The organism is Halobacteriovorax sp. DPLXC-1 (genome assembly GCF_036903125.1).
GTDB classification, from domain to species: domain Bacteria; phylum Bdellovibrionota; class Bacteriovoracia; order Bacteriovoracales; family Bacteriovoracaceae; genus Halobacteriovorax_A; species Halobacteriovorax_A vibrionivorans.
Window position 1 is genome coordinate 855,448 of sequence record NZ_JAYMCO010000001.1, and the last position, 15,403, is coordinate 870,850.

A 15,403-nucleotide genomic window follows, 5' to 3' on the forward strand; every position below is an offset into this window, starting at 1 on the left:
GAACCGAGTACTTAATAATTATGGAATATAGACTGCGGAATTTTTTTCGTTTTCTTTAACTTCAAGGCGAGAAATCCAAACGCGACCGTCTGTTTTCTTCTTGATTAGCTCGCTCATTTTTTCATAAACGTACTGAGCTGTTCCTTCCATTCCTGCATTTGGAAGAATGCGAAGTTGAACAACTCCAGCTTCATCGAGCTTCTTAAATTCTTCCATAAATGGATCATCTTGTGATGCCAGGAAAGTGTGGTCAAACATATCATCAAGCCATGCCTTCACATCTTTAAGATCACCAAAGTCCATTACCCACATTTCTTTTGTTAGCTCGGAACATTCAAATTCAAAGTGAAATGATCTTGAGTATCCGTGAACAAAGCGGCAGTGAGATTCTGCTTTCCACTGACGGTGAGTACATGGGAATCCGTAAAAGTGTTTTGTTGATTTAAAAGTGGCCATAATTATCTCCGTTTAAGTGCAACAACATTAGCATATTTGAGATAATCATGGCCACTTTAATAGCCTGAGGGAGAGGCTATAACTTGATAGTTTTTAAGTCTTCATTAATTTCCTTAGAGGCCTTCTTTGTGAAGATGAGAGTAGGGGCATACTTAAAGGCCAAACCAAGGACTAAGAGAGTTTGGATAATGAAGATGTTTCGATTTGTGTCGGGTCCTCCTTGTAATGCACTAGTGTCAGAAGCCGACGGGAACCAACGTAGTGCGATGAAAAGCAATGCTGTCGGCAAGAGCATATTGACACATCCATTGTAAACACGTTCCTTAGCGTTTTTAGGGGGATTAATAAATTCATTAACAAGGGTTAGGGCCAAGGAACAGAGGGCCAATAAGCCGAATACCACAGGCATTGCAGCGTTTTGGAATACTTGGATCGAAAGCAGGGACAAAACGCCAAGAAACATATAGCTAAGTAAGCGATACTTCTTGCCTTTTTGACCCTTTTCCGAAAAGTAGTCCACGAGAAAAACTAAATTAAATAGTGTAAATACGATTGTTATTGTCATGCCCTGCATATCGGGGAGATGACGAATCACTAAACTTAAGAAATGTATAAAAAAAGACAAATCAGATTTAATAGGATAGTGTATTTTCATGACGGAAATCATTCATTGCCAAGGCTTTATTCTTCAAGACCAAATTATTGATCGCAACGATCATATGGAGTTAGTCTATTGGGTTAAGACTCCAGAGGATGTTGTTAAAGTTATTATCACAACTGAAAAACCTCTGTTCTTTATCGAGTCTGATGTGGAACTCAATATGAGTTTTCAAGGAGAGAGAAGAAAACTTGGCCTTAAGGCCTTCAATGGCCGAACGGTTGATGGAATTTATTTCAATAAACACAAAGATCTTTTAGATACACGTGAGCATTTCCATAAAAACGGTATTCGTACTTATGAAAGTGATGTTAGACCAAATGAGCGCTTTCTTATGGAGAGATTCATAAATGGTGAAGTTATGCTTCAAGGTCCATGTCAAAAGATCGGCAAAACTCGTGTCTTTACCAATCCACAAATTAAAGCATTAACTGATCAGCATCAGATACCAAAGTTTAATATCATGTCCATTGATATTGAAACGAGTATGGGAGATGATCTCTATTCAATTGCTATCCATCAAATCGGTGAGGCTGAGTATAAGAAAGTCTATATGCTTGATGAGTCTCGAACATATACAAATGATGATTTAACTCATTTCTATGGGAGTGAGAAAGAATTATTGAATGCATTTATTAATGAATTTCCAACATACGATCCAGACTTTATTGTGGGGTGGCATGTTGTTGGATTTGACTTAAACTTTCTTGATCGAAAATGCCAAAAACTAGGCTTAAGATTAAACCTCGGCCGTGATGGCTCTCAAGTTCGTTTACGTGAAAGAAAAGGGGCCGGCTGGTTTTCTACAATAGCTGGACGCCAAGTTATTGATGGCCCTCCAACATTGAGATCGGCTTTTTACTCATTTGAAAATTTTAAACTCGATACAGTTGCAAGTGAAGTTCTGGGAACGAATAAAGATATCTCTGCGACGGGAATGGAGAAAGTCGAAGAGATCACAAGACGTTTTAATGAAGATAAGCATGCCTTAGCAAAGTATAATATTCTCGATTGTACACTCGTTTTAGATATCTATGAAAAATTACAAATCTATGATCATCTCTTTCGTCGTGTTCAATATAGCGGGATGCTAATTGATCGACTTGCCAGTTCAACTCGATCTTTTGATCACTTATACTTACCACGCTTACATCGTAAAGGATTTATCGCCGGTAATACTTTAGATATTGATAAAGAAAGTGCATCTCTTGGTGGACTTGTGATTGAAGGAACAAAGGGATTACACGAGCACGTTGTCGTCTTAGATTTTAAATCTCTTTATCCAACAATAATTAAAACATTTAAAATCGATCCTCTTTCTCGTTTAAGAGGAGATGTTAATGGAACACGTTTAAAGAATGGTGTTTCATTTTCAAAAACAGAACATATTCTACCTGAACAGATCGACTACCTCTTAGGTCAAAGAGAGATTGCAAAGCATCGCCAAGATAAGAACCTTTCTCAAGCCGTTAAGATTCTTATGAATTCATTCTACGGTGTTATGGGCTCTGGTGGATGTCGTTTTTATCATGCTGATCTTGCCACTTCAATTACTTCAACTGGCCAGTGGTTACTTAATGAATCCATGAATCATGCTAGAAGTTTGGGCTATGAGGTTGTCTATGGTGATACTGATTCTATCTTTGTTAAATTAAAATTCTTAGATGTTTCTCAAAAAGATAAAGCAGCTAACTCTCTTGCGAGTAAAATTACTAATCATCTTGCAGAATTGATTAAAAGAGAATTCAATGTGGAATCATTCCTAGAGATGGAATACGAGAAGTATTTTAAAAAGCTTTTTATTCCAGGGATGAGGGGATCTGAGCAAGGAGCTAAAAAGCGCTATGCTGGATTGCTTGGTAATGATGAATTACACTTTTCTGGAATGGAGTTTGTTCGTTCGGATTGGACAAAGGCCGCAAAGAATTTTCAATTTGAAATTTATAAAATGTTCTTTAAAGACGAATCACTTAATGAATATATTAAGAGTTATGTGAATGACTTAAAGAATGGAATTTATGATCAGGATCTTGTTTATTCCAAGAGACTATCAAAAGATATCAGTGAATACACAAAGTCGAACCCTCCTCATGTAAAAGCAGCAAAACTTTTAAAAGAGAAGGAGCCAGATAAAGATATCCGTCAAATCAGTTACTTGATGACGTTACACGGGCCAGTACCAATTGATTTATCACCTCGTGATATCGATTATCAGCACTATATCGATAAACAACTATCTCCTGTCGCAACTGATGTGCTAAGATTTAAGGGTATCTCCTTTGACGATATTGTCATGGGTTCTCAAATGAGTTTATTTGAATGATGAAACGATATAAGAAGAATTGGACATTTTTTGGCGTCTTCTTTCTCCTCTTGGGTGGAAGTTATGTTCTTTTTAAAAGAGATATCTTTCTCTATGTTTGTGAGAATGAAAATAATGCTCCAGCATGCTTCTTATTATCTGATCTTTATCATCAAGATGGCCTCGCGGCCAAGTCACAAAAATATCTTGAGCTTTCTTGTCAGAATAAGTACGAAATTGCTTGTACTAAGCTTAATAAAGCACCTAAAGAAGCTTTAAGCTCTCCAATTGTTAAATAGTTTTAGGTTTTATCTTTTGCTTGTGCTTGAACTTTTTTAGGAAGTTCTATATTCTAATTGCCAATCAAGGGGATTAATTTTGATTCGCACACTAATCGATATTTACATTTTTATTCTTATCATCGATGTCATCATTTCTTATATTCCACAATATAAATCTCATCCTGTTGCCATTAGAATTAAACAGATCTCAGATTATACTTGTGGCCCTGTGAGAAGAATGTTGCCAGAGATGGATATTCCATTCGATATCTCTCCAATGATTGTTATTCTCGTTTTAAAGATTTTTGTCGCAATTTTTTAACGCGTCCAAATTCTTGCCAACACGTAGCAAAACCCTTTAGACTATAAAGTATATGTATTACCTACGGAGGGGTTGGTGCACAACGAGTTTGATTTTCTCACACAAGAGACATTTAACCTTAATACACAAGACGAAATTTTAGCAGACGACGATTTTAGAAATGAGTTTTTATTCGGCCACTCGTCTGAACAAATAAATAAAGAAGTTCAAAAACAAGATTATCCGCAAACTTGTGGACTCGTGTTTAATATCGTTAAGAGTAGCTCAACTTTTAGTCTGCGTGGAGTGATCACAGATAATATCAGTGATACTTTTGAGGCGGCTTTAATTGGTGATACTGCGACCTTAAAAGCTCTTCGTATCGACCAAGATGAAGTTTCTAAGTCTCTTTATTATGAAGTTGATAACCTTGACCTTGCTCAGGTTATTTTTGATCAGGTATTTAATAAGAGATTCCCATTAGAAGAAGATCTCATTTGTAATATCTCTGACCCTGGCTTTAGCTGGTGGTATCAAAGAAGTGACGATGCGATTCGCATCAATTTCAAAAGTCATAAACTTGAAGGAAATGGCCAGCGCTTAAAGCTTGGGCCAATTGGTGATGTATGCATTGCTAGCATCTTATTTTCTCGTTTAGAGAAGTATCTTGAGAGTAAAATGTCCTTTCTTGAATACAATGTTTCAGAAAAGCATTTTATTATTAAGCCAAAAGATCGCTTTCACCGAGTATTTGACGAATTATCAGCACTATTTGAAGAAGGTGAGTTAGATAGTGATGCTCATATCTTAAAAGGGCTTGATGGCACTTTGAACCTTTACTTAAAAGAATTAGCTACAATTCGTAAGTTTTGGCTTCGTGTAGAATCACTTAATACGGATCAAGGATTTAATTTACTGTCATAATGGCCGAAAGCTTTTGACGGTGCGTCACGAGAAGATTTCCTACGGAAAAAGACTTGTGTCATTTTTTGAAACGCATTAAAATATTGATATTGGGAAAAAAAGTGTTCATGAGGAACGCTTAGCAAAAAACAGGATGTAAGTTTGCAATTTTCACTAGGAAGGAACCGTGGTCCAGCGTCGTCTGGTGCCTCTACAAATTCAACTAGTTCAAATCAGTCTAATTCGAGAAGTGCGGCGATGCAAAAAGCAATCGAGCGCAATCGTGCAAAGATGCAAAGACGTCAAAGTGATGCAGGTTCTCCACCTCCAACACCAGGAAGTCGACCATCTCCTCAATCACGTATGCAAGCCAGTGCTGCGAGTGAAGCACCTAAATCTTCTGGTTCATCAGTTTTAGCAAAGCTTAGAGAGCAGAGAATGGCAAAAGAAGCACAAGCTTCAGCGGCCGGAGCAAGAAGAGCATCAATGTCAGCTCCGTCTTCATCTGCAAGGCCATCAACAACTGCATCAGCAGCAACAAGAAAACCAATTACTGATTCAAATAATATCGAAATGTCTTCACCACTTAGAAAGAAGACCACAGCACCGGCCGCGCCGACTTATGCACAACAATCAGAAGCTAAATCTTTAACGAAACCAAAAGCTAAAGTTTCAGCAAAGAGAAAAGTTAAGTCAAAGTCGAGAAAGAAAGGCGAGGTAACGAGCTGGGGCGTTAAGCTTTGTTGGGGATTTTGCCTATTCCTACTAGGTCGCTTAATTTTTTCTCAAGGTGGCGTTATTGAATACTTTGATAAGAAATCTACTCTTGATCAAGCCTATCATGAGGCGCATCTCTTAAAAGAAGAGAATGCGGGACTTATGAAGGAGCTAGAATTAATTCGCACAAATAATAAGTATAAGAAGAAGCTTGTTCGCGATCACTTAGGTTATATCGCACGTGATGAGTATCTTATTCTATTCCCAGAGAATTCAGAAACTTCTGTGAGAGGGCTTTCTTCCATTTAAGTTGGGAGCCCTTCGTTATCTTCAATTTCTTTGCCATTCCAGCATGTAATTCTAAGACAAATTGGCTTTGATAAGGCTTTGTTATTGGAATCTTCTTAGGGTTTTCTCGGCCCGGGTAATGAGGAAGAGTTTCAATGGCCACAACTTTAAAATTCTTATCGAGAAAAATAATATCTAAGTCAAAGAATGTATTTGGCATCCAAAACTTTAGTGGCATCATTCGACGATAAACAAAGAGTAAACCTTCGTCTTCTTTCATGGCCTCTGATTTGAGTCCACTTAGTCCTTGGCGTTTCTCTTTTTCGCTTACGGCCCAGGATACCTTAATTTCTTTCTTACTAGGTGTGATCATCGTGTTTACACCCCATTTTTTATTGATAAATTGAGCATGACTAGGTGTGGCGTAAAACAAAACGACTGAGTAGAAAAAAATACTGAGAATATGTGTAGAATTTGCTATAAATTTCATACACAAAAACTATATATCAAGAGGATTAGCATGTCACAGATTAAGGGTTTGATGAGAACTCACAATTTAGGAGAATTAAGGGCCGAAGACATCGGTAAGAAAGTAACACTATGCGGTTGGGTAAATAAGAACCGCGACCTAGGTGGACTTACTTTTATCGATTTAAGAGATAAGTTTGGTTTAACACAGCTTAACTTTACAAATTTCAAAGGCGACGTTGATCTTCTTAAAAAGTGTCACCTCGAATCAGTTATTATGATTAAAGGTGAAGTGGCAAAGCGTCCCGAAGAAGCTTTAAATAAGAATATGCCAACAGGTGAAGTTGAAGTCCATGTTGAAGAATTAGAAGTTCTATCAGAGTGTGATATTAACAATATTCCATTTCTTCCATATGGAGCGACTGAAGCGACAGAAGATAATAAGCTTAAGTATCGCTACCTTGATCTAAGAACAAAGAAGCTTCAAGATATTTTAAAACTACGTTCTAAGATTACTTTAGACGTTAGAAATACAATGCACGAAAACGACTTTATTGAAGTTGAAACTCCAATTCTATATAAGTCGACTCCTGAAGGTGCTCGTGACTATGTTGTTCCATCTCGTGTTCATCCAGGTCATGTTTATGCACTTCCACAGTCACCACAAACACTAAAGCAACTTCTTATGATTGGTGGAACTGATAAGTACTTCCAAATCTGTAAGTGTTTCCGTGATGAGGATCTTCGAGCTGACCGTCAGCCAGAATTTACTCAAGTGGATATTGAAGTTTCTTTTGCGACAGAAGAGTACATGAAGAATCTTGCAACAGATCTAATGAAAAATATTTTTGAATTAGAATCAGATTATGAGATTCCTGTAATGAATTATAACGATGCCATGAGAGATTATGGTTCTGATAAGCCAGATGTTCGTTTCGGTCTTAAGCAACATGTTGTTTCTGATCTTTTTAAAGAAACTGAATTTGGTGTTTTTAAAAATGCTATTGAATCTGGTGGAATGGTCAAGGCCATGTTCGTTCCTGCAACGATGGGAACTTTCTCACGTAAGATCCTTGATGGTTTTGTAAATGTTGTTAAGCCATTTGGTGGAAAAGGTGTTGCCTTCTTTAAAGTTGAAGAGGGGAAAGCATCTGGTGGTATCTCTAAGTTTATCACTGACGATGTGCTAGCTAATCTATCAAGTCTTCCAGACCTTGATGGAGATGCAAAATCTGGAACATGGTTATTCTTCGCTGATAAAGAAGAGATTGTTCACGATAGTGCAGATGCTCTACGTCGCCACCTTGGACAAGAGCTTAAGCTTATTGAAAATAGTGATAAGAAATATGCTTTCTTATGGGTAAATGACTTCCCATGCTTTGAAGCTGATGAAGAAAGATTATACGCAAAACACCATCCATTTACTTCTCCAAAGTTAAGTGAAATGGATAAGTTTATGAATGAAGAAATCAGCGTGAAAAACGAAGTTCTAAAGAATCTTCCAGCTCAAGCATATGACCTTGTTTGTAATGGTTACGAGCTAGGTGGTGGATCGATTAGAATTCACAATGGTGCTGTTCAAGAGAGAATGTTTGAAGTTCTTGGAATGAGTGAAGAAGAAGTTGAAAAGCAATTTAGCTTCTTTGTTAATGCACTTAAATATGGAACTCCTCCGCACGGTGGGATTGCTCTTGGGCTTGATCGTATCACAATGGTAAAGGCAGGAACTGACAATATCCGTGACGTAATTGCATTTCCAAAAACAACGACAGCAAGTGATATGATGTCGAATGCTCCATCTGTTCCTTCAAAAGAGCAGACTGATGAATTACACTTTAGTTTCTTAAAATAATCCAATATTCCTCCTGTTGCTAATGCGACAGGAGGATACTTAAGAAGACTCTATGATTAAAAGCTTATATGATGAATTTAGAACTGAGTGGAAGAATAACACTGCTAAGTCAGTCATCTTTCAGTTCTTAGGCATCATTGCTTTCTTTCTTGTCTATACTTCAAATTTACCTTTAGAAGAAAATGCTAAAAAATTCTTAGCAATCTTTTCTTATGTTGTCGTTCAGTGGCTACTTTCAAGTACTACTTTATTTATATCAGGTCTTATGGGAGTTGCTCTAACAGTTTTACTAGGAGTTATATCTTTTGAGGAAGCCTTTAGTAGTTTTAGCTCACCAATAATCTTTCTCTTTATGGGAGGTTTTCTCTTAGCTCGTGCGATGGAGAAATTAGGATTAGATCGAAAAATTTCGATTGCAATATTAAGTTCAAAGTTTATCAATGGAAGTTTTAATCGAACACTTGCGGTAATCATCGTTGTAACTGCTACTTTTTCGATGTGGGTTTCAAACTCCGCAACAGCAGCTATGATGATCTCGATAGCTTTTGGTATCTTAAAGTCATTTAAAGTGAAAGAGGATATTACAAAACAGTATTTTCTTTTAATTATTGGCTATGCTGCCACTGTCGGGGGAATGGCAACGCCAATAGGTTCACCCCCAAATCTCATTACGATGGGTTTATTAGAGCAGCATACAGGGCAGAGCTTAACATTTTGGGATTGGTTTAAATACGGTTTGCCTTTAAGTTGTGGTTTCATGTTGATTTTATTTCTTTATGCCAAGAGTAAAATTACAGAGTCCATACCTAAGGTTGATAAGAAGGATCTCATTCTAAGCTTAGGAAAGGACCATAAGATTTCAAATAATGAATTTCGTTTAATGGCCATTTTCTCATTAACGGTTTTCTTTTGGTTTGCTCCAACTATTGCAACTTTTGTTCTTGGTAAGGCCAATGCTTTAACCATCTATTTGCATAAGTATGTGACACCTGCCATGGTTGCTATTATTGCATCGTGCTCACTTTTTATGTTTCCAATCTATAGTAAAACAAAGCTATTGGAACAAGAAGACATTAAGAAAATAGATTGGGGAACTTTATTACTTTTTGCTTCAGGTCTTTCCCTTGGGACAACTCTTTTTAAAACTGGAATTGCAGAGTATGTTGGAAATAATATCATTACAATCTTTAGTAACTTTAGTTTTTCAGTTATTCTAATTTTTATTGTGGCCATTACAATTCTATTAACTGAGTTAGTAAGTAATACGGCCGCTGCAAATATTCTTGTTCCGATTTTAATTGCGGCTGCAGCAAAAGTTGGTTTTTCAACAACAACCGCAGCTTTTGTCATTGCTTTCAGTTGCAATATGGCCTTTATGCTTCCTGTAGCGACACCGCCAAATGCTATCGTTTATGGAACAGGCCTCGTTTCAATGAAGAAAATGATCGGATTTGGTGCAATCTTAAACCTGATCGCTTTTGTCGTCCTTTGTGCCATCGTTGCATTCTTCTAAGGTTAATATTTCCTTTTTATTTAGTTTTTTTCTAATTATTAAATTGACCAAAGAATTTTGTCGAAAAGCGCAGTATGAAAGCACTTAATCTATCGATTCTTATTCTTTTTTCATTAAATACTCTTGCCTTTGATGGTTTATTTGAAGACCTTTCAGAGATGGCCGACTGTGTAGAATGTGTCATTATGGAAGGTGCAAGTGAGGGCCAAGGAGGAGGCTATCCGAGTGGAGGATTTTCTGGCGGAGGATTCCCAACTACTTCTGGTGGCGGTATGAGTGGGGGAGTTTTTGGAAGCGGTATGGGGGGTTACGGCGTTGGAATCACTAACGAGCTAACTCCAAAGAAAAAGAAGGAGATTGCAAAGCAATTCGCAATGAACCAACTTCAATATCATATTGGCAATTCTGATAAAGATACTATTAATCTGGACGAATACTTCAATAGTGTTGATCCTGAAAATGAGTTAAGACGACAAGATCGCGAAGAAATTGTTGCTGATTTAATTAGTCGCTCGACAACTCCTTTCTACGAATTTGATTCTAAAACAGGAGTTGGACGTTATACCGTTAGCCCAAATATCGATCGTCTAATCAGATCAAGCCAGGCAACGGGATATATTGTTTCTGATGAGTCCTATAAAGATCGTGAACTTGCTCAAGCTTATATTAGTTATCAAGGTGATGTAGACGGTCTAGTTAAATACTTAAAAGATAATTTCTCCGGAGAGAAATTGGCCGAAGCGGCCAATCAATATGCTATGTATACTGGTGTGGATAGTAGCGGCAATTTGACTGATGGTTACTATAAATTAATGAAACTCTCATTAGAAGAAGGGGAGTTATCTAATGATAAAGTGATGAATTTAATCAGACATGAAATTACGACCAGGGCCTTAGGTGGAAAACCAACACCACTTTCAGGTCTAATTGAGAAACATATTGATGTTACTGAGTCTTTTCGTAATAACTTCGGCGATAACCTCGCTTGTGAGTATGCAAAAGGTGTTTATCTAAACACTAATAAGTGGAAGGAAGAAAGTAGTGCCATGCTACCAAATGGTGCAAGCTCATATCCTCAAATGAATTATGAACAAGAAGAAATGATTAAAAAGCTCAAAGAAAGAGCAGTTGTTAATAATGTAAATATGATGTCTCATTATCAGGCACTCGGTGGTAATTTAGAAGTTCCATGTGGAGACGGGAAGTATCCAAAAGACTATTTAAAGATTGCTATGGATGAAGGTCTTCTAGGCTTCATGGAAAAAGAAGAGCTACAAGCATTAGGTGTTTTGGAAGAGGATTGTTATGAGAATGTTTCAAGACTTGATCTTGCAAAACTTTGCGATGCTGCTTCTATTGCATGGATTCTAGAGAGGCAAACAAGTCGAAACCTACGAATGTCAGAGAAAACAAAGGACTCTAATGTTAAACATCACTATATAGAAGGAAGAGATAATTGCAGTATTACAGTACTTGATAATATTGTTAGGCAAAATGGACGAACTGTAGACCGAGAAGTTCAGGTTCTCTTAAATAGTGATGAAGTTATTCTTAAAACAAAAAGTATGGACCAGCTTAAGGCCAGTATTAAAGAGCTTTACGACAAATAGTAAGATCTTTGTTGCACGAAATCATAGGGGCAGATAAAATAGAATATTATGGCCCTAAGTTTAAATAAAACTTTTGAAAAATCTTCAAAATCCAAAATTAAAAAACGTATTGAGAGTTCAGATGAATCTCTTTTGGAGATTATTCTCGATCATAAAGAAGAGCGCTCACGTCGTAAGCAAAAAGGTGAGTTAAAGGCCAATGTAAAAAGGCCATGGGATTCTAAAGATAGTGATCAGAGAGATCTCTTTAAGAGTGATAGTGAAGGCTATAATAAATCAAAAGTCGCATCTAAGTCTGTGATGCAGCCTTATAAAGAATCAAAAGCACCTACATCTGATGAGAAATTAAAGTCTCGCGTTGTTGGGCGCGCCAGTGAAATCTTTTCTGACTTAGACTTTTAGGGGCGCGGGTACCAATGGAAGTTTCAGGTACTTAGCTTACTTATAAGTGCTTAAGCTGCCCTATATAAGTCTCTTATGATCATTTTATCTTGTGAAAACGATTTAAAACGTAAGTTTAAAGAAAATTATGATGATTTCAATTGGAAATGAGGAGCTAAACTATTGAAAGTTCCATTGGTACCCGCGCCCCTAAGAACTAAGAAACTTCTTCAAAGAGAGCGATCTGTTGTGCTTCTTCAGGAGTTGATACTTCCGCTTGTGCTAAGGCGTATTCAAAATCATCCATACATACTACATGAGTGTGAGAGATAAAGTCTTGAACACCTTTTTGATCTTTCCTAACAAAGTTTAAGGCAAGTGGTAGATACGCTAGTAGGCTAGCAAAGACATATCCGATAGAGCGGCCAAAGCAGTCGAGGGCACTTAATTCTTCTGTCATATCTCGTGAGCTAACAACCTTTAGCTTAAAGAAAGCTTTTCCAAGCGTTTGTCCATTTCCTAAGTAATAAGAAAAAAAGAAATAGCTAAAGAACATGATCGCCAGGGATAGGTTTGTTGTGTGGGCCTGAAACGTAAACGTCGAAACTCTCGGTGACGTTGAAATATTTGAAACATAATTATTTATAAAAGATAGCCAAACAAATGAAAGGGCCTTATTGGCAAAGACAATAATGTAGAGGTCACAAATAAATGCATATGCTCTTTTTCTAAGCCTATCATTTCGAAGCTTCTTGGCCGCTTTTGATTGTTTATAATGATCGTAAATTTCTGTCAGTTTCTGGTTTGCGCTCATGCCCTACGTATCGGCATCTAGGCATGGGAATAAAAAAAAGGACGTGTTGAACACGTCCTTGGAAAATATTGCTTATTCTATAATTATCTAGCTAAAAGTAATTTGGTCGACTAATTGATGAAGCTTATTAAGTGCTTGAATTGGCGTTAAGTTGTTAATATCCATTTTTGTTAGATCATCTTCAACTTGTTTTAAATAGTCAGGTACTTCTTGAGTTACTTCAATATTAAAGAAATCAAGTTGCTCACCACATGCAGACTCATCTTGTCCTAAAAGGGCCTTTGAAATATTTGTTTCTTTCTCCATGCTCTTTAAAACATTTTGAGAACGTTTTAAAACAGAAGGAGGAAGGCCAGCAAGTTTAGCAACGTAGATACCAAATGACTGCGAAGCTGCTTTTTCTATTAAGCGATATAGGAATTTTACATTTCCTTTATGATTTAGAGTTTCTACAGTTAAGTTCTTTGCTTGTGGATAACTATCAGCAAGATCAATTAATTCATGGTAGTGAGTAGCAAAAAGACATAGAGCTTTTGTTTCTTCAATAAAATGTTCTACTAGTGCCCACGCAATAGAAAGGCCATCATAAGTCGATGTTCCTCGTCCAACTTCATCAAGAATGATAAGAGAGTTCTCTGTTGCATGCCTTAGAATCTCAGCTGTTTCGGCCATTTCAACCATGAAAGTTGATTGACCTTTTAAAATATCATCACTTGCACCAAGACGACTAAATAAGAAATCACAGATACTAACTTTTGCATTTTCAGCAGGAACGTATGATCCAATTTGCGTTAGTAATTGAATGATTGCGATTTCACGCATAACTGTTGTCTTACCGGCCATGTTAGGACCAGTGATAAGACCAAAGTATGTTTTTTCATTAAGTTTGAGATCGTGAGGAATAAACTGATCTTTTATAGCAGCTTTAATTAACGGATGCCATGCACCGTGAATATCCATGTCACGGGACTTGTCCGAAATTGTCGGTCTCGAAAATTCTTCATTACGAGCAATCCAAGCAAGTGATTGGAGAGTATCTGTTGTGGACAGAATATTTGCTAGGTTTTGAATAGCATTACTTAGCATTGTGATTTGCTTAATTAGGTTTTTAAAGATTTCTCTTTCTAACTTTTCAAGTTTCTCACGAGCTACCACAACTTCTTTCTCAAATTGAGTTAGTTCTTCTGTTGCATATCTTTCAGAGTTTACGAGAGTTTGCCTACGTACAAAGTTTGCAGGAACTTTATCTGTATGAGTTTTTGAAACTTCAATGAAGTATCCAGCAACATTATTTGATTTAATTCTTAGCTTTTGAATTCCTGTCTCTTCACGGTATCGATTTTCAAGCTCAACAAGGGCCTGGGCCGTATTTTGTGAAACTTTAGCAAGGCGATCACGTGTCTTATTTGCACCTTCCTTAATTAAGTTTCCTTTATCGAGGCTTGCACCAATTTCATCATTGATCGTTAACTTAATTTCATTGCGAAGTTCAAAAAGACTTTCTTTTGCTTCTTTATTTAATGTTCCAAAGACATTTGTAGGAAGCTTCTTAAGAGAGTTTAATAGATCTTCATAGACATCAACAGCACTTGCAATATTAAGAAGGTCTCCGGCATTTGCACGATTTGTCGCGGCCTTTGCTAGAATTCTTTCTAAGTCGCGTACGTTGTTTAATGACTCACGCGTATCTTGTAGAAGTTCATCATTTTTTAAGAAGTACTCAATTGTATCAAGACGATTTTTAATTTCTGCCTTACTCGTAAGTGGAGATGTAAAAATCGTTTTAAGTTTTCTTGAACCCATTGAAGTCTTTGTCTTATCCATAAAACCAAGGAGAGACTCTTTATAGGTTTCACGAGACTTTGGCAGTATCTCAAGTCCTGTTAGAGTTGGTATCGTCACTTTCATTGAGCCTGTTTCATCACTTAGGCTAAAAGTATGAAGGTGAGAGAATCCTTCGTGGTTTTGAGTTGAACAAATATAATATGAAAGGGCACCAATTGGTTCTAATACCGTTTCATTTTCTTTGATAACTTGGTCACGCTTATAAGTCGGAATTAATTTTTCAATATAGACACTCGAGTACTTTTCTTTAAAGTATTCTTTTGAAAGGTGAGTAACTAGAGTCCCGTTGTGTTCATTTAAAGTCGCAACGTTTTCATACTTATCCCATTGACCTAGGTATGTAAGAAATTCTTTTGGTGCAAGAACACGAAGCTTTTCAATAAAGTCCTCAAAAGTTTCAAGAATAAAACCTTTGAAGAATCCTGTTGTGAAGTCGATTGTGATAATTTCAAAGCGTCCATTTGTTTCATTACAAGCGACAATGAATTGATCTTCTTTTGAATCGGTCTTATCGAGATCAAAGGGCATCCCTGGAGAAACAACTTGAGTTACTGCACGCTCAACAATTCCCTTTGCTTCTTTTGGATCTTGGACCTGTTCACATATTGCAACTTTTAATCCTTCTTTTGAAAAGCGATCAATATAAGTTGCGGCCGCGTGATGTGGAATACCGGCCATTGGAATTTTGTGCTCTCCAAGTTTTCCTCGGTGAGTAAGAGCAATATTTAAAATCTTAGAAGCGTTAATTGCATCTTCAAAGAAAACTTCATAGAAGTCACCCATGCGAAACATTAGCATGTGGTCGCGATATTGGGTTTTGATCTCGTGATACTGGGCCATCATTGGAGTTAGCTTTACTCCTTCGGCCACGATTTTCTCAATCTCTAAAGTCATATTATTGTTTCCCATATGTGTTGTGTATTCCTGAGCGATTAACTCTACCAAATACGCAACCATTGGAAAAGACTCCAATACTTACAATTGGCATGACGCGGATATTTGTCGTAAAATAGA

At 37.0% G+C, this 15,403-nt stretch carries 14 protein-coding genes; 9 read left to right on the plus strand and 5 right to left on the minus strand.

Annotation, left to right across the window (positions count from 1 at the left end; translation table 11 throughout):
- Nucleotides 1-18 precede the first annotated feature (18 nt).
- Nucleotides 19-456: a 6-carboxytetrahydropterin synthase gene (locus VCM44_RS04155; protein WP_334678085.1), complete on the minus strand. Its 438-nt coding sequence runs from the start codon at nt 454-456 to the stop codon at nt 19-21.
- A gap of 76 nt (nt 457-532) precedes the next feature.
- Nucleotides 533-1,111: a hypothetical protein gene (locus tag VCM44_RS04160; RefSeq protein ID WP_334678086.1), complete on the minus strand. Its 579-nt coding sequence runs from the start codon at nt 1,109-1,111 to the stop codon at nt 533-535.
- Here VCM44_RS04160 and VCM44_RS04165 point away from each other — a divergent pair.
- The 5 genes from VCM44_RS04165 to VCM44_RS04185 all read left to right on the plus strand — a co-directional run bounded on the left by VCM44_RS04165 (nt 1,110) and on the right by VCM44_RS04185 (nt 5,927).
- Nucleotides 1,110-3,437 (plus strand): DNA polymerase II, encoded by a 2,328-nt coding sequence (locus tag VCM44_RS04165; protein ID WP_334678087.1) that lies wholly within the window; start codon nt 1,110-1,112, stop codon nt 3,435-3,437. The genes VCM44_RS04160 and VCM44_RS04165 overlap by 2 nt on opposite strands.
- Nucleotides 3,434-3,715, plus strand: coding sequence for a hypothetical protein (locus VCM44_RS04170; RefSeq protein ID WP_114705452.1), 282 nt, complete (start codon nt 3,434-3,436; stop codon nt 3,713-3,715). Before VCM44_RS04165 ends, VCM44_RS04170 begins: the two co-directional genes overlap by 4 nt.
- 79 nt (nt 3,716-3,794) lie before the next feature.
- Nucleotides 3,795-4,019 carry a YggT family protein gene (locus VCM44_RS04175; RefSeq protein ID WP_158536736.1) on the plus strand — a complete coding sequence of 75 codons (225 nt, stop codon included), beginning with the start codon at nt 3,795-3,797 and terminating at the stop codon, nt 4,017-4,019.
- 75 nt (nt 4,020-4,094) lie between these two features.
- On the plus strand, nt 4,095-4,922 hold the full coding sequence (locus VCM44_RS04180; RefSeq protein ID WP_114705450.1) for a hypothetical protein: 828 nt from the start codon (nt 4,095-4,097) through the stop codon (nt 4,920-4,922).
- A gap of 141 nt (nt 4,923-5,063) precedes the next feature.
- Nucleotides 5,064-5,927: an FtsB family cell division protein gene (locus VCM44_RS04185; protein ID WP_120405291.1), complete on the plus strand. Its 864-nt coding sequence runs from the start codon at nt 5,064-5,066 to the stop codon at nt 5,925-5,927.
- On the opposite strand, the gene VCM44_RS04190 is transcribed toward VCM44_RS04185, so the two are convergent.
- Nucleotides 5,872-6,396 carry a DUF192 domain-containing protein gene (locus VCM44_RS04190; RefSeq protein WP_114705448.1) on the minus strand — a complete coding sequence of 175 codons (525 nt, stop codon included), beginning with the start codon at nt 6,394-6,396 and terminating at the stop codon, nt 5,872-5,874. The genes VCM44_RS04185 and VCM44_RS04190 overlap by 56 nt on opposite strands.
- 30 nt (nt 6,397-6,426) lie before the next feature.
- Here VCM44_RS04190 and aspS point away from each other — a divergent pair, with 30 nt between their 5' ends.
- The 4 genes from aspS (at nt 6,427) to VCM44_RS04210 (ending at nt 11,751) form a co-directional block, all read left to right on the plus strand.
- Complete coding sequence (aspS, locus tag VCM44_RS04195) at nt 6,427-8,226, plus strand: aspartate--tRNA ligase (protein ID WP_334678088.1); 1,800 nt, start codon at nt 6,427-6,429, stop codon at nt 8,224-8,226.
- A 52-nt stretch (nt 8,227-8,278) separates the two neighbouring features.
- Nucleotides 8,279-9,739: an SLC13 family permease gene (locus tag VCM44_RS04200; RefSeq protein WP_114705447.1), complete on the plus strand. Its 1,461-nt coding sequence runs from the start codon at nt 8,279-8,281 to the stop codon at nt 9,737-9,739.
- A gap of 74 nt (nt 9,740-9,813) precedes the next feature.
- Nucleotides 9,814-11,349 carry a hypothetical protein gene (locus VCM44_RS04205; protein WP_334678089.1) on the plus strand — a complete coding sequence of 512 codons (1,536 nt, stop codon included), beginning with the start codon at nt 9,814-9,816 and terminating at the stop codon, nt 11,347-11,349.
- 48 nt (nt 11,350-11,397) lie between these two features.
- Nucleotides 11,398-11,751: a hypothetical protein gene (locus VCM44_RS04210; protein WP_114705446.1), complete on the plus strand. Its 354-nt coding sequence runs from the start codon at nt 11,398-11,400 to the stop codon at nt 11,749-11,751.
- A gap of 196 nt (nt 11,752-11,947) precedes the next feature.
- Here the strand turns inward: VCM44_RS04210 and VCM44_RS04215 are convergent, their stop codons facing one another.
- Together VCM44_RS04215 and mutS are read right to left on the minus strand one after the other, a co-directional pair.
- Nucleotides 11,948-12,544, minus strand: a complete 597-nt coding sequence (locus VCM44_RS04215) for an RDD family protein (protein WP_114705445.1) — start codon at nt 12,542-12,544, stop codon at nt 11,948-11,950.
- 87 nt (nt 12,545-12,631) lie between these two features.
- The gene (mutS, locus tag VCM44_RS04220; protein ID WP_334678090.1) at nt 12,632-15,346 is read right to left on the minus strand and encodes a DNA mismatch repair protein MutS; all 2,715 of its coding nucleotides are present in this window, start codon (nt 15,344-15,346) and stop codon (nt 12,632-12,634) included.
- Nucleotides 15,347-15,403: the final 57 nt, after the last annotated feature.